26 protein-coding genes and 1 pseudogene are annotated in these 23,337 nt (G+C 60.8%); 10 read left to right on the top strand and 17 right to left on the bottom strand.

Annotated elements, in window-relative coordinates; genetic code table 11:
• Window position 1: 1 nt before the first annotated feature.
• The 8 genes from LVY71_RS11065 to LVY71_RS11030 form a co-directional block, all read right to left on the bottom strand.
• The gene (locus tag LVY71_RS11065) at window positions 2-1,012 is read right to left on the bottom strand and encodes an inorganic phosphate transporter (protein WP_235099808.1); all 1,011 of its coding nucleotides are present in this window, start codon (window positions 1,010-1,012) and stop codon (window positions 2-4) included.
• Between the two features lie 15 nt (window positions 1,013-1,027).
• Window positions 1,028-1,672: a DUF47 domain-containing protein gene (locus tag LVY71_RS11060; RefSeq protein WP_235099807.1), complete on the bottom strand. Its 645-nt coding sequence runs from the start codon at window positions 1,670-1,672 to the stop codon at window positions 1,028-1,030.
• A 136-nt stretch (window positions 1,673-1,808) separates the two neighbouring features.
• A complete protein-coding gene (locus LVY71_RS11055; RefSeq protein WP_235099806.1) occupies window positions 1,809-2,777 on the bottom strand; it encodes a branched-chain amino acid ABC transporter permease in 969 nt (322 codons plus the stop codon).
• Window position 2,778: 1 nt separating this feature from the next.
• On the bottom strand, window positions 2,779-3,642 hold the full coding sequence (locus LVY71_RS11050; RefSeq protein WP_235099805.1) for a branched-chain amino acid ABC transporter permease: 864 nt from the start codon (window positions 3,640-3,642) through the stop codon (window positions 2,779-2,781).
• A gap of 79 nt (window positions 3,643-3,721) precedes the next feature.
• A complete protein-coding gene (locus tag LVY71_RS11045) occupies window positions 3,722-4,942 on the bottom strand; it encodes an ABC transporter substrate-binding protein (protein WP_235099804.1) in 1,221 nt (406 codons plus the stop codon).
• A 136-nt stretch (window positions 4,943-5,078) separates the two neighbouring features.
• Entirely contained in the window at window positions 5,079-6,296 is a 1,218-nt protein-coding gene (locus LVY71_RS11040; protein ID WP_235099803.1) for an ABC transporter substrate-binding protein, read from the bottom strand.
• A 60-nt stretch (window positions 6,297-6,356) separates the two neighbouring features.
• Window positions 6,357-7,073: an ABC transporter ATP-binding protein gene (locus LVY71_RS11035; RefSeq protein ID WP_235099802.1), complete on the bottom strand. Its 717-nt coding sequence runs from the start codon at window positions 7,071-7,073 to the stop codon at window positions 6,357-6,359.
• Complete coding sequence (locus LVY71_RS11030) at window positions 7,066-7,821, bottom strand: ABC transporter ATP-binding protein (protein ID WP_235099801.1); 756 nt, start codon at window positions 7,819-7,821, stop codon at window positions 7,066-7,068. The genes LVY71_RS11035 and LVY71_RS11030 overlap by 8 nt, the downstream gene beginning before the upstream one ends.
• A gap of 327 nt (window positions 7,822-8,148) precedes the next feature.
• On the opposite strand from LVY71_RS11030, the gene LVY71_RS11025 reads away from it, so the two are divergent.
• Window positions 8,149-8,751, top strand: coding sequence for a PAS domain-containing protein (locus tag LVY71_RS11025; RefSeq protein ID WP_235099800.1), 603 nt, complete (start codon window positions 8,149-8,151; stop codon window positions 8,749-8,751).
• A 94-nt stretch (window positions 8,752-8,845) separates the two neighbouring features.
• Here LVY71_RS11025 and LVY71_RS11020 read toward each other — a convergent pair whose 3' ends face one another.
• Together LVY71_RS11020 and LVY71_RS11015 are read right to left on the bottom strand one after the other, a co-directional pair.
• A complete protein-coding gene (locus tag LVY71_RS11020; RefSeq protein WP_235099799.1) occupies window positions 8,846-10,180 on the bottom strand; it encodes a dicarboxylate/amino acid:cation symporter in 1,335 nt (444 codons plus the stop codon).
• A gap of 104 nt (window positions 10,181-10,284) precedes the next feature.
• On the bottom strand, window positions 10,285-11,088 hold the full coding sequence (locus LVY71_RS11015; protein WP_235099798.1) for a crotonase/enoyl-CoA hydratase family protein: 804 nt from the start codon (window positions 11,086-11,088) through the stop codon (window positions 10,285-10,287).
• Window positions 11,089-11,173: 85 nt separating this feature from the next.
• On the opposite strand from LVY71_RS11015, the gene LVY71_RS11010 reads away from it, so the two are divergent.
• The gene (locus LVY71_RS11010) at window positions 11,174-11,758 is read left to right on the top strand and encodes a TetR/AcrR family transcriptional regulator (RefSeq protein WP_235099797.1); all 585 of its coding nucleotides are present in this window, start codon (window positions 11,174-11,176) and stop codon (window positions 11,756-11,758) included.
• Here LVY71_RS11010 and LVY71_RS11005 read toward each other — a convergent pair.
• A complete protein-coding gene (locus LVY71_RS11005; protein ID WP_235099796.1) occupies window positions 11,755-12,114 on the bottom strand; it encodes an ArsC family reductase in 360 nt (119 codons plus the stop codon). The genes LVY71_RS11010 and LVY71_RS11005 overlap by 4 nt on opposite strands.
• A gap of 153 nt (window positions 12,115-12,267) precedes the next feature.
• Here LVY71_RS11005 and LVY71_RS11000 point away from each other — a divergent pair, with 153 nt between their 5' ends.
• The 3 genes from LVY71_RS11000 to LVY71_RS10990 all read left to right on the top strand — a co-directional run bounded on the left by LVY71_RS11000 (window position 12,268) and on the right by LVY71_RS10990 (window position 13,689).
• On the top strand, window positions 12,268-12,888 hold the full coding sequence (locus tag LVY71_RS11000) for a PAS domain-containing protein (RefSeq protein ID WP_235099795.1): 621 nt from the start codon (window positions 12,268-12,270) through the stop codon (window positions 12,886-12,888).
• An 82-nt stretch (window positions 12,889-12,970) separates the two neighbouring features.
• A complete protein-coding gene (locus LVY71_RS10995; protein ID WP_235099794.1) occupies window positions 12,971-13,129 on the top strand; it encodes a DUF5993 family protein in 159 nt (52 codons plus the stop codon).
• 8 nt (window positions 13,130-13,137) lie between these two features.
• Window positions 13,138-13,689, top strand: coding sequence for a disulfide bond formation protein B (locus LVY71_RS10990; RefSeq protein ID WP_235099793.1), 552 nt, complete (start codon window positions 13,138-13,140; stop codon window positions 13,687-13,689).
• A 34-nt stretch (window positions 13,690-13,723) separates the two neighbouring features.
• Here LVY71_RS10990 and LVY71_RS10985 read toward each other — a convergent pair whose 3' ends face one another.
• Window positions 13,724-14,860: a GAF domain-containing protein gene (locus LVY71_RS10985; protein ID WP_235099792.1), complete on the bottom strand. Its 1,137-nt coding sequence runs from the start codon at window positions 14,858-14,860 to the stop codon at window positions 13,724-13,726.
• Between the two features lie 417 nt (window positions 14,861-15,277).
• On the opposite strand from LVY71_RS10985, the gene LVY71_RS10980 reads away from it, so the two are divergent.
• Entirely contained in the window at window positions 15,278-16,894 is a 1,617-nt protein-coding gene (locus LVY71_RS10980) for a GMC family oxidoreductase (RefSeq protein WP_235099791.1), read from the top strand.
• A gap of 94 nt (window positions 16,895-16,988) precedes the next feature.
• Here the strand turns inward: LVY71_RS10980 and LVY71_RS10975 are convergent, their stop codons facing one another.
• Window positions 16,989-17,810 carry an SDR family oxidoreductase gene (locus tag LVY71_RS10975; RefSeq protein WP_235099790.1) on the bottom strand — a complete coding sequence of 274 codons (822 nt, stop codon included), beginning with the start codon at window positions 17,808-17,810 and terminating at the stop codon, window positions 16,989-16,991.
• A gap of 89 nt (window positions 17,811-17,899) precedes the next feature.
• Here LVY71_RS10975 and LVY71_RS10970 point away from each other — a divergent pair, with 89 nt between their 5' ends.
• The 4 genes and pseudogenes from LVY71_RS10970 to LVY71_RS10955 all read left to right on the top strand — a co-directional run bounded on the left by LVY71_RS10970 (window position 17,900) and on the right by LVY71_RS10955 (window position 20,765).
• Window positions 17,900-18,871, top strand: a complete 972-nt coding sequence (locus tag LVY71_RS10970) for an AraC family transcriptional regulator (RefSeq protein ID WP_235099789.1) — start codon at window positions 17,900-17,902, stop codon at window positions 18,869-18,871.
• A gap of 58 nt (window positions 18,872-18,929) precedes the next feature.
• A pseudogene (locus tag LVY71_RS10965) lies at window positions 18,930-19,358 on the top strand (DUF2493 domain-containing protein); the annotation flags it as partial.
• Between the two features lie 214 nt (window positions 19,359-19,572).
• A complete protein-coding gene (locus LVY71_RS10960) occupies window positions 19,573-19,953 on the top strand; it encodes a MarR family winged helix-turn-helix transcriptional regulator (RefSeq protein ID WP_349629882.1) in 381 nt (126 codons plus the stop codon).
• Complete coding sequence (locus tag LVY71_RS10955; protein ID WP_235099788.1) at window positions 19,950-20,765, top strand: NAD-dependent epimerase/dehydratase family protein; 816 nt, start codon at window positions 19,950-19,952, stop codon at window positions 20,763-20,765. The genes LVY71_RS10960 and LVY71_RS10955 overlap by 4 nt, the downstream gene beginning before the upstream one ends.
• Window positions 20,766-20,774: 9 nt before the next feature.
• Here LVY71_RS10955 and LVY71_RS10950 read toward each other — a convergent pair whose 3' ends face one another.
• The 4 genes from LVY71_RS10950 to LVY71_RS10935 form a co-directional block, all read right to left on the bottom strand.
• Complete coding sequence (locus LVY71_RS10950) at window positions 20,775-20,942, bottom strand: hypothetical protein (RefSeq protein WP_235099787.1); 168 nt, start codon at window positions 20,940-20,942, stop codon at window positions 20,775-20,777.
• A gap of 41 nt (window positions 20,943-20,983) precedes the next feature.
• Entirely contained in the window at window positions 20,984-21,952 is a 969-nt protein-coding gene (locus LVY71_RS10945) for an NAD-dependent epimerase/dehydratase family protein (protein WP_235099786.1), read from the bottom strand.
• A gap of 4 nt (window positions 21,953-21,956) precedes the next feature.
• The gene (locus LVY71_RS10940; RefSeq protein ID WP_235099785.1) at window positions 21,957-22,532 is read right to left on the bottom strand and encodes a TetR/AcrR family transcriptional regulator; all 576 of its coding nucleotides are present in this window, start codon (window positions 22,530-22,532) and stop codon (window positions 21,957-21,959) included.
• 129 nt (window positions 22,533-22,661) lie between these two features.
• A complete protein-coding gene (locus LVY71_RS10935) occupies window positions 22,662-23,012 on the bottom strand; it encodes a hypothetical protein (protein ID WP_235099784.1) in 351 nt (116 codons plus the stop codon).
• Window positions 23,013-23,337 lie beyond the last annotated feature (325 nt).

Below are 23,337 nucleotides of genomic sequence, written 5' to 3'. Positions count from 1 at the left end.
GCTAGCGCCATCCCGCCAGCGTCACGGCAAAATAGGTCGCCGCGGCAACCAGCGCGGCTGCGGGGATCGTGAAAATCCACGCCCACACGATGGAGCCGGCCACATTCCAGCGCACCGCCGAAACCCGGCGGGCCGCGCCGACGCCAACGATCGCGCCGGTGATGGTGTGCGTGGTGGACACCGGCACGCCGAGCCATGTTGCCATGAACAGTGTCGCCGCCCCACCCGTTTCGGCGCAGAAGCCCTGCATCGGCGTGAGCTTGGTAATGCGCAGGCCCATGGTGCGCACAATACGCCAGCCGCCCATCAGGGTGCCGAGCGCCATCGCCGCCTGACATGACAGCACCACCCAGAATGGCACGCTGAATTCACCTCCCAGATAACCCTGCGAATAGAGCAGCACGGCGATGATGCCCATCGTCTTCTGCGCGTCGTTGCCGCCGTGCCCCAGCGAATAAAGCGAGGCCGATGCAAACTGCAAAATGCGGAATGCGCGATCGACCGCGAACGGCGTCGAGCGCACGGATGCCCACGACACAATCGCTGTCAGGGCCAGCGCCAGCAAAAAACCCACCAGCGGCGACAGCACGATGGCGAGCAGCGTTTTCGACAGGCCGCTCCATGCCGCGACGGAAAGCCCCGCCTTGGCGATTCCCGCCCCAAGCAATCCGCCGATCAGCGCGTGCGAACTGCTGGACGGCAAGCCCAGCGCCCAGGTCACCAGGTTCCAGACGATCGCGCCGATCAGTGCAGCAAAAATCACCTGCGCATCGATAACTTCGGGATGGATGATGCCTGTGCCGATCGTCTGCGCGACATGAAGGCCGAACACTGCGAAGGCGATAAAGTTGAAGAACGCTGCCCACGCCACAGCGTATTGCGGCCGCAGCACGCGGGTCGACACGATCGTGGCGATGGAATTGGCGGCGTCGTGCAATCCGTTGAGAAAATCGAACAGCAGCGCGACGGCGATCAATCCGACCAGGATTGGGAAAGCGAGCGAAGCATCCACGGTGCAATCCTGACCCTAGACCTGTTCGATCACGATGCTGTTGATCTCGTTCGCCACGTCGTCGAAACGGTCGGCGACTTTTTCCAGATGTTTATAGATTTCAGCACCCACGATGAAATCCATCGTGTTGCCTTCGCGATGCTTGAGGAAGAGTTCTTTCATGCCGATGTCGTCGAGGTCGTCGACGCGGCCCTCAAGCCGGGTGATCTCCTCGGTCAGCGCCGTCAGCGTCGTGACATTCTCACCCATCGACTGCATCAGCGGTACCGCGCGGCCGACCAGATTGGCGCATTGCACGAGGATGCTGCCGATCTCACGCATCGGCGGCTCGAAGCTGCGGACCTCGAACAGCATGACCGCCTTGGCCGTTTGCTGCATCTGGTCGATGGCATCATCCATCGAGGTGATGAGGTTCTTGATGTCGCCGCGGTCAAACGGCGTGATGAAGGTACGCCGGACCGCGGTGAGGACTTCTCGCGTAACCTGATCGGCATCGTTCTCGAACTGGTTGATGCGCTGGCAGTAGACCGGGGTTTCTTCGCCGCCCTTGAGCATCCCCTCCAGCGCTTCCGCGCCATGCACCACCGATTGGGAATGCCGGGCGAACAGGTCGAAAAACCGCTCCTCCCGGGGCAGCACTTTGCGAAACCAGCCAAGCATAATCGTTCTCCGGCATGACAGAATTTGTCACCTGTCTGTCATAAACCGTTTCCCAGACCAACAGGCGTCTGACCAGCCGCGAACGGCCGGTCATCCACCGGTTTATCCGGGAAAGAAAGCCCGTAAAACCCGAAGGTTACAGCGATCGCTTGAAGAAGTGGGCGATTTCACCGATGACCCCGCGCCGGAAGGTGAGCACGCAGATCACGAAAATGGCGCCCTGAATCACGGTGACCCACTGGCCGAATCCCGCCAGATACTGCTGCATGGCGATGATCACGAAGGCGCCGACCACGGGACCGAACACGGTGCCGAGGCCGCCGACCAGCGTCATCAGCACGACTTCGCCGGACATGGTCCAGTGCACGTCGGTCAGCGAGGCATTCTGCGCCACGAAGACCTTCACCGCGCCGGCCAGACCCGCCAGACTGCCCGACAGCACAAAGGCCAGGAACTTGTACTGGTCAGTCTTGTAGCCGAGCGAGATCGCACGCTGCTCGTTCTCGCGGATCGATTTCAGCACTTCGCCGAACGGCGAGTTGATCGCACGATAGATCAGCAGGAAGGCGAGCAGGAAGATCGCCAGCACGACGTAATAAAGCGTCGTCGTGTTGGACAGATCAAGAAAACCGAACATCATCCCCTGCGGGATGCCCTGGATGCCGTCCTCGCCGTGGGTGAACGGCGTTTGCAGATAGATGAAAAACAAGAGCTGCGACAGCGCCAGCGTGATCATCGCGAAGTAGATGCCCTGCCGGCGGATCGCGATCAGCCCCGTCAGCACGCTCAGCGCGCAGGCACCGACGACCCCCAGAATAATGCCGATCTCCGGAGAGACACCCCAGACCTTCAGCGCATGGGCGGTCACATAGCCCGCCGTGCCGAGGAACATGGCATGGCCGAACGACAACAGGCCGCTGTAGCCAATCAGGAGATTAAAGGCGCAAGCGAATAGCGCGAAACACAGCGCCTGCATCACGAAGTAAGGATACAGCCCCGTCAACGGCACGGCAGCGAGCAACGCCGCCATAATGATGAAGGCAACCATCTCGTCGGTGGTGGAGCGGCCCGTTGCGGGAACAGCGTTGTCAGTGATCGTTGTCATGTTAATTCGCCCGTCCCGTCAATCCCGTCGGCTTCACCAGCAGCACCAGCACCATCAATACGAAAACCACGGTGTTTGAGGCCTCTGGGTAAAAATACTTGGTCAGTCCCTCGATCACGCCGAGCGCGAAGCCGGTGATGATCGAACCCATGATCGAACCCATGCCGCCGATCACTACCACAGCAAACACCACGATGATGAGATCGGCGCCCATCAGCGGACGCACCTGGTTGATCGGCGCCGACAGCACGCCGGCCAGCGCCGCAAGACCGACGCCGAGGCCATAGGTCAGCGTGATCATGCGCGGAACATTGATGCCGAAAGCGCGCACAAGCGTCGGATTTTCCGTCGCCGCGCGCAGGTACGCGCCAAGCCGCGTGCGCTCGATCGTGTACCAGGTCGCGATGCAGACCACGAGCGAGAAGATCACGACCCAGCCGCGATAGATAGGCAGATACATGAAGCCGAGATTGACGCCGCCCTTGAGAATATCGGGAATGGCATAGGGTAAGCCGGACGAGCCGAAATAGTTCTGGAATACACCCTGGATGATGAGCGCCAGACCGAAGGTGAGCAACAGGCCGTAAAGGTGATCGAGCCCTGTCAGCCATTGTAGCATCGTGCGCTCGAGAATAATTCCGAAGCCGCCGACAATCACGGGCGACAGGATCAGCGCCCACCAGTAATTGATGCCGAACAGGTTCAGCAGGAAATACGCGACGAACGCGCCCATCATATACAGCGCGCCGTGCGCGAAATTGATGATGTTGAGCATGCCGAAAATCACGGCAAGCCCGAGACTGAGCAGCGCGTAGAACGATCCGTTGATCAATCCCACCAGGAGCTGGGCGTATAGGGCTTGCATCGTATCGATTCTCTCGCGCGCAGTTAAAACCGTCTATGGAAGGAATGCCCGGCGGCCGGAAGCCGCCGGGCGATCGTGATTATTTCTTCACCAGCGGGCAAACGCTTTCCGACAGCGGCCGGAAGGCCTGCTCGCCCGGCGTCGTACCGACCAGCTTGTAGTAGTCGTAAGGTCCTTTCGACTCCGACGGCTTCTTCACCTCGAAGAGATAGGCCGGATGAATCTTGCGGCCGTTCGGCTGAATCTCGCCCTTGCCGAACAGCGGATCGTCGGTCTTGATCTCTTTCATCTTGGCGACAACCTTGGCGCCATCATGTGGATTGCCGCCGAGCGCCTCCAGCGCCTTGAAGTAGTGGATCAGGCCCGCGTAGACGCCGGCGTGGACCATCGTCGGTGGCGCCTTGTTCTTCGAACGGTCCGAGAAGCGCTTGGAGAACGCGCGGGTCTGGTCATTCAGATCCCAGTAGAACGTCTCCGTGAAGTTCAGCCCCTGCGCCACGTTCAATCCGAGGGAGTGGACGTCGCTGATAAACATCAGAAGCCCGGCCAATCTCTGGCCCCCGCTGACGATTCCAAACTCGGCCGCCTGCTTGATCGAGTTTGTTGTGTCGCCGCCGGCGTTGGCCAAGCCCACGATCTTCGCTTTCGAGGCCTGGGCCTGTAGCAGGAACGACGAGAAGTCCGACGAGTTCAACGGATGCTTGACGCTTCCGAGAATCTTGCCGCCCGCCTTTGTCACCGCGGTCGTGGTATCGCGCTCAAGCGCCGCGCCGAACGCGTAGTCGGCAGTAAGGAAAAACCAGCTGTCGCCGCCGGCCTTTACAAGCGCGGTGCCGGTGCTGTTGGCCAGCATATAGGTGTCGTACACCCAGTGCACGACGTTGGGAGAGCACTGGGCGTTGGTCAGATCCGAGGACGCGGCCCCGGAATTGATCATGATGATGTTCTTTTCCGTCACGACGTTCTTGACCGCAAGCGCAACGCCCGAGTTCAGCACGTCAACAATCACATCGACCTTCTCGATATCCACCCATTGCCGGGCCGTCGTCGTCCCGACGTCGGGCTTGTTCTGGTGGTCAGCCGAGACAACGTCGATCTTCCATCCCTTCGCTGCGAGCCCGGAGTCCTCCACCGCCATCTGAGCCGCAAGCGTCGAGCCTGCGCCGCCGACGTCGGCATAAAGACCCGACATGTCAGTCAGGTTGCCGATTTTGACAGTTTTGTCCTGCGCGAATGCGCCGCTTCCCGCGCCGAACACCAGCGCGGTACCCAACATCAGTGCTGATAGTTTGCTTTTCATGACCCCTCCAAAGGACCTTGTTGCATTCCCGAAATATTGCTGTCGCAGCTTGGATGCCGAGATCTTTTTTTTGCGCAGAACGGAAGACGATTATCCCTCGAGGCATCCGGCGGCACGAAGCCGCCGGATGGATGCGTTACTTCTTCAATAGCGCACACGCGCTCTTGTCGAGCGGCGTGAACGCCTGATCTGCCGGAATTGTCGCAACCAGCTTGTAGTAATCCCACGGACCTTTCGATTCCTCAGGCTTCTTCACTTCGAACAGATAAGCGGGATGCAGCTTGCGGCCGTTGGGCTGAATCGTTCCCTTGCCGAAGATGATGTCATCGGTCGGTGTTTCCTTCATCTTCGCGATGATCGCGGCGCCGTCACGGGAATTGCCGCCCATCGCGTCGAGAACCTTGAAGTAATGCAGCAGCGATGAATAGACACCGGCCTGAACCGTCGTCGGCATGGCCTTGTTCTTCATCCGCTCTTGGAATCGCTTGGAGAACCCGCGGGTGTTGTCGTTCAGATCCCAGTAGAACGTTTCGGTAAAGTTCAGCCCGTTCGCCACCGGAAGTCCCAGCGCGTGAACATCCGTAATGAACATCAGCAATCCGGCGAGCTTCTGGCCGCCCTTGACGATACCGAACTCCGAGGCCTGCTTGATGGCATTGATGGTATCGCCACCGGCATTGGCAAGACCGATGACCTTGGCCTTTGAGGCCTGGGCCTGAAGCAGGAAGGATGAGAAGTCGGACGTGTTGAGCGGATGCCTGACGCTTCCGACAATCTTGCCGCCCTTCGCCGTCACCGCGTTGGTGGTGTCGCGCTCCAGCGCAGTTCCAAACGCGTAGTCAGCGGACAGAAAGAACCATGTGTCGCCGCCGCTCTTGACCATGGCGGAGCCGGTGCCATTGGCCAATTGATAGGTGTCGTAGGCCCAGTGGATGGTGTTCGGCGAACACTGCGCGTTGCTCAGGTCCGACGTACCCGAACCGGAGTTCAGATAGACGCCGTTCTTTTCCTTGACGAGATTGTTGACCGCGAGACCAACGGACGACGTGGGAACGTCGACGATGACGTCGACCTTGTCGCGGTCGAACCATTGCCGGGCAATGCCGACGCCGACGTCCGGCTTGTGAAGATGATCGCCGACCAGAACGTCGAGCTTCCAGCCCTTCGCAACGAGGCCGGAATCCTCGATGGCCATTTGCGCGGCCACCACCGAGCCCGGGCCGGTCACGTCGGCATAGAGGCCGGACTGGTCGTTCAGCACACCGATGCGGGCCACCTTCTCCTGCGCCGACGCCGCTGAAGCAGCGAATGCGAGCGCAGTGCTCATCGTCAGAGCGGCAATGGTCTTCTTCATGGTTTCTTCTCTCCCTTTGTCGATTATCCCGAGCGTTTCTTGGATTTTATCGCTCGCAGCCTAGACACCCAGATACGTATGCAGTTTGTCCATGTTGGCCTGAAGTTCCGAGTTCGCGAACGTGTCGATGATCTTGCCGTGCTCGACGATGTAGAAGCGGTCAGCGACGGTCGAGGCAAAGCGGAAGTTCTGCTCCACCAGCAGGATGGTGAAGCCTTCCTGCTTTAGCCGCGCGATCATCTTGCCGATCTGCTGAATGATGACCGGCGCGAGACCTTCGGTCGGCTCATCCAGCATCAGGAACCGCGCGCCGGTGCGCAGGATGCGCGCGATCGCCAGCATCTGCTGTTCGCCGCCGGACAGCTTGGTGCCTTGGCTGGAAAGGCGCTCCTTCAGATTCGGAAACAACTCGAAGATCTGGTCGAGCGTCATGCCGCCGCTGCGGATCACCGGCGGCAGCAACAAATTCTCTTTCACGTCGAGGCTGGCGAAAATGCCGCGCTCTTCCGGGCAGAACGCCACACCGAGCCGCGCGATCTTTTCCGCCTGCAGCTTGATCAGTTCGGCGCCCTCAAACGCCACCGAACCGGTGCGCTTGCCGATCAGGCCCATCACCGACTTGAGCGTCGACGTCTTGCCCGCGCCGTTGCGACCGAGCAGTGTCACAACCTCGCCGGGACGAACCTCGAAGTTCATGCCGTGCAGGATGTGGGACTCGCCGTACCACGCTTCGAGATTCTTGACGGTGAGAACCGGCGAGCCGGAAACGTTACTCATGGCCGGCTCCCAGATAGGCTTCCTTCACCCGCGGATCCTTGGTGAGGGTGGCGTAATCGCCTTCCGCGAGCACCTTGCCGCGCGTCAGGACCGTAATGGTGTCCGACAGGTTGGCGACGACGTTGAGATTATGCTCGACCATCAGGATCGTATATTTCTGCGAGATGCGCTTGATCAGCGCGGCCACCTTGTCGATGTCCTCGTGGCCCATGCCGGCCATCGGTTCATCCAGCAGCATCATTTCAGGATCAAGCGCCAGCGTGGTCGCGATCTCCAGCGCCCGCTTGCGGCCATACGGCATCTCCACCGCAGGCGTATTGGCGAAGTCGCTCAATCCGACATCGTCGAGCAGTTCGCGCGCGCGGCCGTTGTACTGATCGAGCACCGACTTCGACCGCCAAAAGTCGAACGAGCTGCCGTGCTGGCGCTGCAAGGCGACGCGCACATTCTCGAGCGCCGTCAGGTGCGGGAACACCGCCGAAATCTGGAATGACCGGACCAGGCCCAGCCGGGCCACGTCGGCCGGCGCCATCGCCGTGATGTCCTGCCCCTTATAAAGGATCTGGCCGCGCGACGGCTTCAGGAACTTGGTCAACAGGTTGAAACATGTCGTCTTGCCGGCCCCGTTCGGACCGATCAGCGCATGAATGCTTCCGCGACGCACCCTCAGATTGACGTCACTCACGGCCACGAAGCCCGCGAATTCCTTGGTCAATCCGTGGGTTTCAAGAATAAACTCATCCGACAAGCAAATTCCCCCTGTCAGCCTTCACGCAACGAGTTCCGCGTGTGGCCGTCTTTTGGCTGCCTTCTTGAAGACCGGCAGGTCGGCCGGGAATATGCAGCGAATTGTTAGCGTTGCGCAAGCTGCAATGCTGCCCAGCGTATAATGCGAAATGTGCAAAAGAATAGTCCCCACCGGCACCTAGGCCCTTGTCGGGCACCTTTTGGCAGCCCCGGAAAGGCTCTGTTAAGCCTAATATCCCGCAGGGTTACTCCTTCATAGAAAATTTCGGGCGAAGGCGTGAGAATGCTGGCAAGGATTTTTCAGCAAAGTTTATTTGGAACATCGGCCATGGACTTCATCAGCGCCAATCCAGCCATTGTGAAATCCATCAAGCAGCGTGAACTTCTGAACTGCTGGCTGCGGCTCTATGCCAAGCACGGACGCCTGCCGAAAATCGATGACTATCGTCCGGAGCGCCTCGCCGAAGAGGCCGACGATCTCGTCTACTACACCATCGACGGAACGGGCGAGAAGCCGCGGCTGATCATCGACAGCCACGGCACCCGGATGTCCAGCGCCTATGGCAGCACCGGCCGGGGCCGCTATCTCGACGAATATCTCGGCGCCAAGCTCGAACCCCTTGTGATCCCCATCTATCACGAATGCATCCGGCAGCGGCTGCCGATCTTCACGATCTCGAAGGTCAGCGATCTTTACAACCGCAAGGTCGATTACGAGCGGCTGCTGATGCCGTTCTCCGACGGCGCGGGCGTCAACCGCATCGTCGCCTCACTGAAAACCATCAGCGATGACGGCGGTTTCGAGATCAGGAATCTCATGCGCGCCAACGATGTTCTGCCGATCTACGTCCTGCGCTCGGTGATCGACCGCGATCTTTTCCACAAAAGCCCCGGCCGCATCGCGCCCGGCGATACGATCGAATTCGTCTAGAATCCCGTCGTGCACCGGAAATGGCCGAGGCCTCAAGGCGGCGTTAGGCCGATTCAGCGCAGGCGACCGGACTGTCCTTCCCCTGCTTCCATAATCACTCCGCCGCCGCGGGCATTCGCTCCATCTCCTCGCCGAGTTCGATGGGATGCGCCATCGCCTCGTGCAGTTTGTCCCTGTCGAGCTCGCCTTCCCACCGGCTGATGACCACGGTGGCGACGCCGTTGCCGATCAGGTTGGTCAACGCACGGCACTCGCTCATGAACTTGTCGATGCCGACCAGAATGGCCAGCGACGCGATCGGAATATCCGGCACGATGGCAAGCGTCGCCGCCAGCGTGATGAAGCCCGCACCGGTCACGCCCGATGCGCCTTTCGACGTGATGATCGCAACGCCAAGGATGCCGAGTTCCTGCCAGATCGTCAGATGCGTGTTGGTGGCCTGCGCCAGAAACAGCGTCGCAAGCGTCATATAGATATTCGTGCCGTCGAGATTGAAGCTGTAGCCGGTCGGGATCACAAGACCGACCACGCCACGCGACGCGCCGAGCCGCTCCATCTTCTGGATCATCTGCGGCAGCACCGTCTCGGACGAACTGGTGCCGAGCACGATCAGCAGTTCATCCTTGATGTAGGCGATGAAGCGCAGAATCGAGAATCCCGAGAAGCGCGCGATCGCGCCGAGAACAAGCAGCACGAACAGGACGCTCGTCAGATAGAAGGTGCCGATCAGCGCAGCCAGATTCCATAGCGAACCGAGGCCATACGCGCCGACGGTGAAAGCCATTGCGCCGAATGCGCCGATCGGCGCGGCGCGCACAATAATGCGGATCACGCCGAAGAACACTTTCGCGGCCATATCGATGCCGTGGGCAATCGGTTCTCCCGCCTTGCCCATGAAAGCGATGGCGAAGCCCGACAAGATCGAGACCAGCAGCACCTGCAGAAGATCGCCGTTCGCCAGCGCGCCAATGAAGCTGTTGGGAATGATCGCCATCAGATGCGCGACGATGCCGTCCTCGTGCGCCCTGGCGACATAGGTAGAAACCGCCTTGGAATCCAGCGTCGCGGGATCGATGTTGAATCCGCTGCCGGGCTGGATGATTTCGCCGACCACAAGGCCGACGAGCAGCGCGATCGTCGACACCACCTCGAAATACAGCAGCGCCTTGAGACCCACCCGCCCGACCCGCTTGAGATCGCCCATCGAGGAAATGCCATGCACGACCGTGCAAAAGATGACGGGCGCGATCATCATCTTGATCAGCGCGATGAACCCATCACCAAGCGGCTTCAGCGCCTTGCCCGTGCCCGGATACAAATGGCCAATCAGGATGCCCACTGCGATGGCTATCAGCACCTGAATATAAAGAATCCCGTACCAGCGGGACCGTGTTGCAATCGGTGCTGACGGAACGGCAGTGACAGTCATGGGAAGAATCCTGTGCGGGGAGCGTCGAACGGTGGAAATGACCCGCCCGCGAACCCTGCGCCAGAATGTCGCAGCCCTCAAGAAGAATATTATAACAGGCGCTTCTAAAGCGCGGCCCAGGAACCATTGTATCGCGGATGACGGCGGTCCATCCAGGCCGCAAGCCCCTCACGAAGATCGTGCGTCGGGGCAACCCGCGCGAACTGCTCGCTTTCGACCTGCAGGCCTTCCGCGATGCTCATATTGAGACCGCGCGTCACGACCGTCAGGATGCTTGCTGCGGCCAGCGGCGAATGTCGCATAATCCGCCGAGCCATATCTTCCGCGGCGGCCAGAAGTTCGCCATGAGGAACAATCTGGTTGATCAGCCCCATGTCGAGTGCCTGTGCGGGTGAAAAGGGATCGCCCGTCAGGAGCAATTGAAGCGCTCGCTTGCGTCCCGCGAGGCGCGGCAAGCGTTGCGTCCCGCCAAACGTCGGCGGCATACCGAGGTTGATTTCAGGCTTCGCGAATATCGCGCGGTCGCTGGCGACAGCCAGATGTACGGCCTCCGTGATCTCGCATCCGCCGCCATAAGCGAGGCCGTTAATGGCCGCGATGACCGGCTTCCCGAACGCTTCCAGCCGCGCCGTCAGGGTCTGGCCGCGCCTGACAAACTCGCGGATCGCGGCATCCGGCCCGTCTCGCACGGTGCGCGAGAACTCGCTGATGTCCGCGCCCGCCGAAAATGCGCGCTCCCCGCTCCCGGTCAATATCACCACACGAAGCGCAGGATCGGATTCCACCCGGGCAAGCGCCAGCATCATCTCGTCAATCAGCGCGTAGCTGAGTGCATTAAGTTTCTCCGGCCGGTTGAGCGTCAGCGTTGCGATCCCGTCCCGTGCGTTGAAAAGAATATTGTCGGCCATTGAATTTTCCGGTTGATGCAGCGATGCCTGACGGTGCCCCCGGAAACGGTTTGTGTATACACACTATACGGTATACATACGTCACATGCCGAGAGATGCCCGACCTACCCGCACCCGTATCATCGAAGCCGCCGCAAAGCTGTACTACGGCGAGGGAATCCGCAGCGTCAGCGTGGACGCCGTGGCCGAAAAAGCCAGGGTGACCAAACGGACGCTCTACTATCATTTCAAGAGCAAGGACGATCTGATCGCCGCCTATCTCGACGCGCGCGACCAGCCGAACCTCAAGACGTTCGCGCGCTGGTTTCAGGACACCAAGGGTTCGCTGCCGGCGAAGATCGAAGGCATCTTCACCAATCTCGCGAAATCCGCGCGGCATCCGAAATGGAAAGGCTGCGGCTTCCTGCGGACTGCCGCCGAACTCGCGGGCCTGCCGGGACATCCCGCCATGAAGATCGGCGCGCGACACAAGTCGAACGTCGAATCCTGGCTGGCCGGGGTGATGTCGGATGGCGGAATCGGAAATGCGGGCGATCTGGCGCGCCAGATCGTCATTCTGCTGGATGGAGCGTTTTCAACCACGCTCATCCATCGCGATCCGGCCTATATCGAAGCGGCCGGCCGGGCAGCCGCAGGCCTTGTGAAAGCGCGAATTGGAAAGCGGCGCTAACCCCGTCGGGGTTTCACCGACGTCTCGTAGATTTCCGGCTTGAAGCCGACCAGCAGCTTGCCGCCGATCTCCAGAACCGGGCGCTTGATCATCGACGGCTGCGCGAGCATCAGCGCCAGCGCCTTCTTCTCGGTGATGTTGTCTTTGTCGGCGTCCGGCAATTTCCGGAACGTGGTGCCGGCACGATTGAGCAGCGTCTCCCAGCCCACCGTCTTGCTCCAGTGCGCCAGCCGCTCCTTCTCGACGCCCACGGCCTTGTAATCGTGAAAGTTGTACTCGACGCCGTGCTTGTCCAGCCACGCGCGGGCCTTCTTCATCGTGTCGCAGTTCTTGATGCCGTAAATGGTGATGGCCAAAACGAAATTCCCCGCCGCTGTGGTCTGCGCCGTTTTACAGGACAACACGGTGGCATTGAAGATGCGTCAGCCCCAACTCAGCTACCGGTTCCAGCTTGTCCGGACCAATGACCGATGCAACCATGCGGCACCGATTCGGTCACCATTTCAGCCATGACATTTGAAAACGTCGCCCCTTGCGCCATCCGGTCGGTCAGGCAGCTTGACCTGCTGAATTCCTGGATCCATGCGCTGCAGCCCGGACAAACACTGCCGCGACTGCGCGACTATCGTCCGAGCCGCGTGGCGGATGAACTCATCAACATGATGGCCTTCGACGTCATCGGCGACGGTGAAACAGCGCGGTTCCTGATCACCCATGAGGGCGCGCGGCTGACGCAGGTTTACGGCAACGACTATCCGGCGCGCGATCTGGAAGCGACGCGCTTTCTCGACGACGCGATCGGGCCGCAACGCTATCGCGTCGTCGAGCCGTTCTATCGCGCCTGCCTCAAATCGCGGCTTCCGACTTATTCGATCTCTCTGGTAAGAGATGCCGACGGGAAGGAAGTCTCCTACGAACGGCTGCTGCTTCCGTTCGCCAATGAGCAGCGGATCGACGGTATCGTTGGCTCCTATGTCGCGATCAGCGCCGAAGGCAACTTCAAGGTCAGAAACCTGATGGGCATCGATACCGACGCCCCGATCGCGCAGGTCCGGGCGCATATCGATCCCGCGCTTGCGCGCAGCCGCCCGGCCCGCGCATCCAGAGCCGATGAAGTGATCGAAGGCTGACGAAGCCGCCGCCAGCCAATGATGCGATAGCGGATCGGCGAATCCATCGTAAGGTGCAGACGGGCATTCGAACGGGGCCAACATGGAATTCACCGCGCTGTTTATCGCCATCACAATCGTCATGCTCGTTGCATGGCGCGGATCGCGATCACTTGCCCTAGCGCTGACAGCCGCCGTGCTTGTCGCGTGCGTCGCGACCTATCTGCATCACGCGACCGATACACTCAAACTGTCGTTCTGAGGCGCGTCATGACCCCTGCCCGCGCCGTCATCCTCAATGCGCTCAGCCTCTATGCGGTTGCCGCCGTGCTGGCTGCAGCATTCGCCGCTCAATTCATATTGAAGGAACTTCCCTGCCCGCTGTGCCTGCTCCAGCGCATCATGTTCGCGGCCCTCGCCATCGGACCGATCCTGAACATCCGCTTCGGACCTCGCCCGAGCCATTACGCGCTGTCGCTGCTGGCTGCCCTCATTGGCGCGATGGTATCGACGCGACAGATCCTGCTGCACATCATGCCGGGAGATGCCGGATACGGTTCGGCGATCCTCGGTTATCATTATTATACGTGGGCGTTGCTGGGATTTGTCGCGGCCATCGGGATGCTTGCCGCCGTCCTGCTGTTCGACAGCCAGTTCGAGAACAATGACGGCCCGTCACACGTTTCGGTCAGCACCTTCGCGCGCGTTGCGATCTGGCTTGTGATCGGCCTGACGGCGCTCAATGCTGTGTCGGCGCTGCTGGAATGCGGCTTCGGCGCCTGCGCCGACAATCCGGTTGTTTACGAAATGCTCAGGCGGTGACGGCGATCTCGCCTTTGATCTTTGGATCGATTGATCATCCCTGATCGATACTTGCGCTGCGCCGCTCCATTTTCGCAGTTGAATGATCGAGAGCCCAGCGCAATTGCCGGTCCGTGGCGCGCAGCTTGATTTCGTCCGAGGCCAGCGCCGCGAGATTCCCGAGGATCTGCTTCTGGGTGTCGTCAAGCGTGCGCGGCCGGGTGTCGATCACGCAGAGCGAACCTAACGTAAAGCCATCCGGATCAACGACCGGCGATCCGGCGTAGAACCGAAATCCGAGTTCGCCGGCCACAGCCGGATTGTCCGCGAACCGCTTGTCGGCCGCGAGATCCTCGCTGAGAAAGATACCCTTCTGCAAAATCGTGTAGTTGCAGAACGCCCAGCTCCGCGGAGTATCGACCATATCGAGCCCGTGATGCGACTTGAACCATTGCCGGGTCGGGGTGAGCATTGTGAGCAGCGCGATCGGCGCATCGAGGCTGCGCGCGGCCAGCCATGTCAGGCGATCAAACGCATCCTCCGGCGGTGTATCCACAAGGCCCGAGCGTTCGAGAGCAAGAAGCCGCTGACCCTCATTGCCGGGAATGGGAAAGGACGGCGGGGTCTCGAAATACACTGTCTTCTCGACACCGCGAAGGGCGGCCTCGATCGCCTCGGGGAGCGCGGACAGTCCGTCGATGAACTGTGTCATCGGTGAGTCCAGATCGCCCACGACGCTCGGACGCGCGTCTGCCGGGTAACCGACAATCATGACTTGCGTGCGTCCAAGCGCCGGATCGGACCGCAGGCTCTCCACCAGACCCAATCGGGTGGCCGCCGATTGTTCGGCCTCGATCACGACTGCAGCCGGCAACCTGGAGCCGATCGCAAGCAGCGCCGCAAAGGGATCGGTGTAGCTGTCGACGGAGCAGGAATTCACCCCGGCCAGAACGCTTTCATAGTCGGCGATGCGTTCGGCGCGCGCGATGAGGATGACGCGCGCGGAGGCAAAGACCGGCACCTGGCTCGTGCCCGAGATCACCGCGAGAACGTCGCGGCGGTAGACCCGGCGATGCCCCCCCGGAGTCTTCCATGACGGGATAGAGCCGCCCTCGATCAGAAGCTGCGCCGTTCGCACCGAAACGCCGAGGATCTTGGCAGCCTCCGCTGTTGTCAGAATTTCTTTGTCCATGCGTTCCGTTTCTGCCCCCGGGTTCAGGGGGCTCACCGCCTGTCCCGCTTCCATACGCCACAATCTTGCCTTCCTGCCCCCCATTGACAAGGGGCAAGAAGTCTATTTTGATAAATTTGATGGATATGATGAATATGATATATTTGATAGCGTGCTGTCGGGCCGTCTGGGGGCTGCGACCCGGCCGTTCGCATCTTGCCATTCGGAGGAACCGCCCATTGCTCGGCCCAAGCTCTCGATCTCCATCGGTTCCGTCGGCCAGGTCCGAGAGGAACAGTTCCACCAAGACCCCCCGCCCGCGAGAGCGACACGATTCGTAAGGCACGCCTGCGCCTTCCCGCCGGCTGCTGTCTCCCTTTCCCACCGGCGCCTGTCCGGACACATCCCAAGCCCTGCCAACTGATCTGGAGCATTCCCATGACTGACATTCTCCCGTCCGACCTTCCGGAATTCGCGGACCGGGTTGCCGACAATCAACGCCGGCAATTCGAGAATCTCCGCAACAGCTTCGACTTTATCGTTTGCGGAGCGGGCAGCGCCGGCTCGGTGGTTGCGCGCCGTCTAGCTGAAAATCCGTCGGTCCGGGTGCTGCTGATCGAGGCAGGCGGCAGCGATGAGGTGCCCACTGTCATGGAACCCGGGGCATGGCCCGCCAATCTCGGCAGCGCAACGGACTGGAGTTTCGTTGCGGAGCCCAATCCTCATCTGAACGGCCGAGCGCTTCCGATGTCGATGGGCAAGGTTCTCGGCGGCGGCTCAAGCATCAACGTCATGGTGTGGGCGCGCGGCCACCGCAGCGACTGGGACTTCTTCGCCGAGGAAACCGGCGATGACTCCTGGGGCTATGACGCGGTCTCCGAGATCTTCCGGGACATTGAAAACTGGCAAGGCGTTTCCGATCCGCGCCACCGGGGCACCGGAGGCCCTGTCTTCGTACAGCCGTCGCCCGATCCCGGACCGGCCGCGGTCGCGCTGCTCGGTGCGGCGAAAGAGATCGGCATTCCGACCTTCCACAGCCCGAACGGGGAGATGATGGAAGGTGAAGGCGGCTGCGCCTTCACGGATGTCCTCATCCGCAACGGCAAACGCCACTCCATCTTTCGCGCCTACACGTATCCGTTTCTCGACCGGCCCAATCTCACTTTGCTGACAGGCACGCAGGTAACCCGCGTCCTCGTCGAACGCGGAAGAGCCGTCGGTGTCGAGGTGATCCGCGACGGCCAGATGCTGCGATTCCATGCAGCAACAGAGGTTGTACTCTCGCTGGGCGCGATCCAGACGCCGGCTGTGCTGATGCGCTCCGGGATCGGCGACGAGTACGAGCTTCGATCGCTCGACGTTCCCATGGTGCAGCATCTGCCCGGTGTCGGACAGAACCTGCAGGATCACGTGTCGTTCGGATGCATCTGGGAGTATCGCGAACCGGTCGCGCCGAGGAACAGCGGCAGCGAGGCGACGCTCTACTGGAAATCCGATTCCGCTCTCAAGAGTCCAGACCTGCTGTTCTGTCAGGTCGAGTTTCCGGTGCCGAGCGCCGAGACCGCAAGCCGGGGAGCGCCGGCACATGGCTGGACGATGTTCGCCGGCCTCGCCCTGCCGAAGAGCCGAGGCAAGGTCAGCCTGCGAAGCGCCGATCCGCTTGCGACGCCACAGCTCGAACTCAACATGCTATCGCATCCCGACGACGTGAAAGCGGCGATCGCTTGTGTGGATGTCTGCCGCACGCTGGGCAACACCCGCGCCTTCGCGCCGCTGGTCGCACGCGAGTCGATGCCGGGTAATCTCTGCGCGGCAGAGATGGAACGCTTCGTGCGCGATGCCGCGGTGACTTACTGGCATCAGACCTGCTCGGCGAAGATGGGGCTCGATGCGAGGTCCGTGGTGGACAGCAAGCTCAAGGTCTACGGCGTCGACAGGCTTCGCATCGCCGATGGCTCGGTGATGCCGCGGATCACCACCGGAAACACGATGGCGCCGTGTGTCATTATCGGCGAGAAAGCCGCCCGGGCACTCCGCGAGGAGCACGATATCTGAGCGACACGACGAACTCGCAGGCAAAGGTCAGCAGAGGAGGCAAAGCGATACGACACTTCCCTCCTCTGCCGCCGCGCGCTAACCGAATATCCGGTCAGCCCGGCCCGAACATCTCGCGCATCTTCCCCAGATAGTGATCTTCCGACGTCGTCCAGCGCAATGCCGCGAGGAGTTTCGTGTCGGCGCCCGCCGGATAGCGGATCGTCCCGCCCTCGTCTGTCGCTGCCGAGAAAGTCGCCTCCGCGACTTCCGCCTCGGTGCAATAAGGCGTCGGATAGCTGGCCATCTTCGCGAAACAGGATTGAGCGAATGCGCCATAGTCCGCCGGGATCAAACCTTGCATGCGCGGACCGCCGTTCGCCGTGAAATTCGTGGTCGGCGCGTAACCCGGCTCCACCAGCCTGGCCTTGATATTGAATCCGGCCAGCTCATACGAGAGAGACTCGGTGAAACCTTCGACAGCGCATTTGCTCGCGGCGTAGATCGCAACGAGCGGCATCACTCCGATGGTCGTGCTCGACGTCACGTTGATAATGACGCCGTGAGCCTGTTTGCGCATCTGAGGTATGACGGCGCGGCAGGTGGCGAACACGCCGAACGTATTCGTTTCGAACATTTCGCGCACTGTGCTGTCCGGAGTGGCTTCGACAGCCGACGCCAGACCGATCCCCGCATTGTTCACCAGCGCATCGATAGCGCCGAACGCAGCGACACCATCGGCAATGGCCTGGCTGATGCTGTCGGCATCGGTGACATCGAGCGGAAGTATCTTCAGACGATCCGACAACGTTGCGAACACGTCCGGTTCCGGACGCCGCATGGTGGCGACAACGTTCCATCCGCGATCAAGAAAGAATTCGGCCGTCGCCTTGCCGTATCCCGACGATGTGCCGGTGATGAGGACTGTTTTGGTCATTCGCTGCTCCATTTTTCTGTCCTCAGAATAGACATTCGCGCAAGATGATATATAATAAAAAATCCTATTATCATTACAGATCGTCCAAGATGGACCCTTTCAGCGACGTCATCACCCTGCTCCGCCCGCATGCCGCGCTCTCAAAGCCGATTACGGCGCGAGGCAAATGGGGGGTGCGCTACGCGGCTTACGAACTGCCGGGATTTGCCATCGTCCTCGCCGGACAATGCTGGCTCGCGGTCGACAAGGCAGATCCGGTCCGTCTCGATCGCGGAGACTTTGTCCTTCTGCCATCGACACCGGCCTTTACACTGTCCAGCGAACCGCGAGCCGCATGCGTCCCGGTCGAGCCGTCCGCCACGGCGGTTCGGCATGGCGATCCGGACGGCGAACCCGATCTTCAGATGCTGGGCGGAACGTTCCGGATCGAGCGCGCGAACGCTTCGCTCCTGCTCGCGCTGCTGCCCCGGATGATCCACATTCGCTCGGCTGAAAACGATACCGGACGCCTCGCCCGCATTATCGATCTCGTCATGGAGGAATGCGCCGCCGACAGGCCGGGCCGGGACATGGTTCTGGAAAGACTTCTCGAAGTCATGCTGGTGGAGTGTCTGCGCTGGCCCGGCATCAACGAGACCTCTTTGCCACCCGGCTTGCTCACGGGAATGCGGGACCGGGCCATCGCTGGCGTCCTGCGCGCGATGCACGCCGACGTTCGCGCCGGATGGACGGTGGCCGAACTTGCGAAGCGTGCCGGCATGTCACGGTCGGCCTTTGCCGCCCGTTTTTCCGACACGCTCGGCTGCGCTCCGATGGAATATCTCTCGCGGTGGCGAATGACGCTAGCGCAGGATGCACTCAGCCGCGGGGGAAAGTCGCTTGAACGTCTTGCCGACGAAATCGGTTACGAGTCCGCCAGCGCCTTCAGCACCGCGTTTCGCCGACGCATCGGTTGCTCACCGGGTGCATTTGCCCGCACGGCAAAACTAGATCAACGCGACGTGCTGCTTGCCGAAGGAGCGGGAAATCACTCCCACTCGATCATTCTAAACCCAAGTTAGGTGAATGCGGGTACGGAAGACGACGGTCAGCGCGAGAGAAATGACCGAAAGTGCAGTGATGCCCGCGGCGATGATCGACAGCCGCGACTTCCTGGCAGCGAAACGACGGGCCGAGCAGACGATCCTTCTTCCGCCTGGTCCGAAGACCTTGTCACCGGCGGGCTCGACTTCAACGCCCCCCGGCTGATCTGGTCCAAGCTCGATCAGGTGCACGAAAAGCACCCGGACATGGGCTGATGCACGGCAAGGCGCCGAAAGGCGCGGAAAAGATCGCATCCCTTTGGGCGACGAACCGCAACGTGCCGCAGATCGGCTTCGCACCGGACTGGACGAAGCACGGCCGAGCAGCGCCCTTCAAGCGCAACGAGGAGATGCTGGAGGTTCTGCTGAAGGGGTGATGCACCTCCCCGGCGCCGGCATCAACGACAACCTCCCCGACAAGGCCAAGAAGCCAGGCATCCCAGTCTGGAAGTTCGGCGGCGCGTGAGCGCTGCCTTCGATCGGAATCATCAACGCGGTGATTTGATCTCATTGCTGTTGGATGAGCAGATCAGACCATCCACCGTCTGCCGGCCCACACGGACACCATTGACATTATGTTTGCAGGCTAACATAATTGTCAGATGGCTAACAAAATAAATCAGCCCCGCGACGCCTCAGTCGGGGCTTGGGCGAAGCGGTGTTATTTCGCAGGACGCGCGATGATGGAGGATGCCCTCCGGCCTCACGGTCTCGGTGCGACGCAGTGGTATGTTCTCCATCAACTGACCCATCTCGGCCCGACGATGCAGCGCGACCTGGTGCGATTGCTCGAGATCGAACGCGCGACGTTGAGCATCATCATTGGAACGCTCGTTCGGAAGCGTCTCGTCGAACAGATTCCCGATGCCGTCGATCAGCGCCAAAAGCTGCTGCGCCTGACACAGGCGGGAAAGACGCTGTGGGGCGAGTTGCCCGACCTGGGCTTCATCCATGACACGGCGTTCGCTGGCTTCTCCGAAGCCGACCTTGAGACCACCGCACGCGTGCTCAAAGCGGCGACCGAGCGGCTCAATCAACGACTGAAAGGAACACGACCATGACAATCCTGATGACCGGCGCGACCGGATTGGTTGGTGAACGCCTGCTGCCGCGCTTCGTAGAAGCTGGGGTGGACTGTCGCGCTCTGGTTCGTCCCGGCAAGGACGCCCCTGCTGGGGTGAAGAGTGTGGAAGGCGAACTCTTCGATCCGGCTTCGTTGGCGCACGCTGTCGATGGAGTTTCGGCGATCGTCCATCTGGCGGCGGTGTTTCGCACCCAGGACACCGACCTGATCTGGAAGAGTAACCTGGAGGGAACACGCAACCTCCTTGCTGCGGCCCAGGCCCACGCCCCCCAGGCACGCTTCATCATGGCGAGCACGAGCAACGTCTACAGCAGGAATACCCCCTATCCCGGGCGCGAGACCGATGCCGTCGAACCGGAGCAGGCCTATCCGGCCAGCAAGGTCGCCGCGGAGAAAGCGCTGCGCGAAAGCGGCCTGAACTGGTCAATCCTTCGGTTCCCGTTCGTCTACGGCGACGGGGATGGCCATCTGGAGGCGCTGCCAAAGCACTTAGCTGCCGTCGGATTTCATCCCGCCAACCGAATGAGCACAATACATCATCGCGACATTGCGACCGCGATGAAGCTGGCGCTGGCCGGGGCGTTCGACGGTCGCATCGTGAACATTTCTGACGAAGCGCCCACCACGATCTACGAACTGGTCAGGCTTGTCGGTGAAACTATGGACCCGTCATCCGAACCAATGCAGAACCCTTGGTATCTTCATATCGACGTCTCACTGTCTCGCAGCCTTGGATTTCAAGCAGCGGTGAGGACTGTTTATCAAGCTGCCCAGCAAGGGATACTCTGAAGGGATGCCTCAGGATAATTTCCCCGCCGGCATAACCGCAATTTCTGACCAGGCTCCTTGTTCTGAACGCTGCCAGCTTTGCGGAATGCTGGACTTGCTGCCAACGGCGATAGTTGGCTGCACGCTGTTACCTGACGCGTCGGCATCCCGATCGACGTCGGCGTGGCGATCGCCCATGCTGTACGTATCTCCTGCGTTCTTCGAAGCCTCATCTGCGGCTAACCCGCACCGTAAGAGGCCAGCCCCTCCAGACGCGAGACCTTGCCTACATAACCCAGATCACGCCGCGCAGCGCTATCGTCGATCGTGAACTCGCGGCCGATCATGCGCACCATGGTTCGGGTCAGCGCGGGATCCTGATCCGAGCGCCTGAGTCTTGCGCCGAATTCCATCATGCGCCCCATGAAGAAGGCCGCGCCATAGGGAACCGAACGTAGCTTGTCGATCGAAAGCCCCTGCAGCTTTGCCAGTCCGTCGATGAAGGCGCGGAAGGTCGTGTTGTCGGGATCGCGAACGAAGTAGGCCTTGCCGCCTTCGCCCCGATCGAGAGCGCAGATCAGCGCTTCGGCGACATTGTCGACATGGCAGGTGGAATAGGGATATTCGCCGCGCGCGATGAAGGCGAACTGGCCCGACCTGATCGCGTGCGGGATGTTACGGCTGAAGGCGTCGCCCGGCCCCCAGATGCCCGGCGGCCGAATGGCGATGGTGCGGAAACCAGGCCGGCTGGTCGCAAGAACGCCAGCCTCGCTCGTCGCCTTGCTGGCGATGTAGGGCGAGAAACTATCCGGAAAGGTCGGCGCACGCTCATCGGCGTTGCGGATCGGCGAGCCGCGATCGTCCATGATAACGGCGGCGGCCGTCAGATAGATGAAGGATGAAACGCCTGCCGCCTGTGCGGCCTCGAGCAGAGCTTTGGTGCCATCCACGTTGACATGGAAGTAAGGCGCGCGCGGACCGGCGAAGTGAAAGTGGGCGGCCAGATGGATCACCGCGTTGACCGGCGGCATCACCATGCCGCCGAGATTGTTCATGTCGCCGCGAACGGGCTTCGCTCCGAGCGCGCGCAGCTTGCCGTCGGCCGCGGACGAGCGGGCCATGGCGAAGACGTCATGGCCTTCCGCTACGAGATTGGGAATAAGACGCGAGCCGAGAAAGCCGGACCCGCCGGTCACAAGGATTTTCATACATCTACTCCGGTAAAACTGAGGTGCAGATTGCCCGCATGGCGGCGTCGCGCAGGCCGGCGACGGTGGCGGGATCTGGTGTTCCCATCCCGACCCCCGGCTGGAGCGTGGCGCCCAGGAACAACATCGCGGCCGAATTCACAGAGGCCCAGACGACTTGAACAGCCGCCTCGGACGCGATCGCCAATCGGCCGGCGGCCTCGATCTGCGCGACGCGGTGGCGCAGCATCGCCTGTCCCTCACGGGCCGCAGGCAGATCGGCGCCGGAAAGGAAACGCGCCATCATCGCCGCGTAAAGGCGCGGGCGCGCCGCAGCGAATGCAACATAGTTGTCCCAGCCTTCAATCAGCGCCGCAACCGGGTCGGGCGACTGGATGGCCGACCTCTTCGATGACAAGAACTGCTCGAACGCTTCGGTGATCGCCGCGCTCAGCAGACCGTCGGCGCTCTGGAAATGATGATAGAGTGTGGGCGCTGTCACCTTCGCGATGTCGCAGACCGCCCGCGTCGAGAAATGCGTCTCGCCCTCCCGCTCGATCAGCGTCAAGGCCGCCGCCACCAGTGCCGTCTTCGTATCCATTTTCGGAGTATAGCACCGCTATATAAACATGTCTATAGCATCGCTATACTCATTTGACGGAGGGCAGCTTTTCCTCTGCCGCTAAGCGGCGACGAGGTCTTTCGCGAACGCGCCCATTCCGACCCAGCTCTAACCAGCACCCGTCGCGCGTGGCTCGCCGCCTGCGAGACAGAAATCGAGAGGGCCAACAATGGGAATGAAAGACGAACGAAAACGGCACTGAGCGAAGGCCAAAACCACCGCCGAAACTACGCTCTTGCCACCGTTCGTATCCGTCACTCCCACTCTCTCATCAATCGCCCTTTCAAAATATTGAAACAGCGAATGTTTTCGCTGCCTTGATTCTTCAATACCGTCCCCCATACCGTCAGATTTTCTTCGCTGTTGAAGTTGCACGCGCATTTTTGGGCTTCGCAAAATCCGTCTATCGCTGTCTTTCGAGGATAGATACTTCGACGAGAAGTGTTCGAACGTGATCACGCTCGCAGATTCTGCGTACCGATAGATGTCGCTGGATAGCGTCAGCAAACAATCACATGTCCCCTGCGCGAACGTCGCTGGGAAGCTAACTATTCTACGGAGCAATCGCACCCTACCCGGGGGTCTAACTTGAACCTCCCTCGACTCGTGAAGACAAGTCACTGCAGTCCATGGATATTGAGACCACCTCCTTTATGACGGCCTCCAGACCAGTTTGACTCGCTGCTTTAGAATGCGAAATCACATAGCTACCTAATTTCTCATTCATTTGGGAATCTATTGCCCCCTTCGCGGTGAGAGGGTTGCGGTGATCCGCCTCATCCGC

Source organism: Bradyrhizobium sp. G127 (assembly GCF_021502575.1).
In the GTDB taxonomy this organism is placed as follows: domain Bacteria; phylum Pseudomonadota; class Alphaproteobacteria; order Rhizobiales; family Xanthobacteraceae; genus Afipia.
Note: the sequence above shows the minus strand (reverse complement) of the source record. Positions and strands in the feature narration are given on the sequence as shown.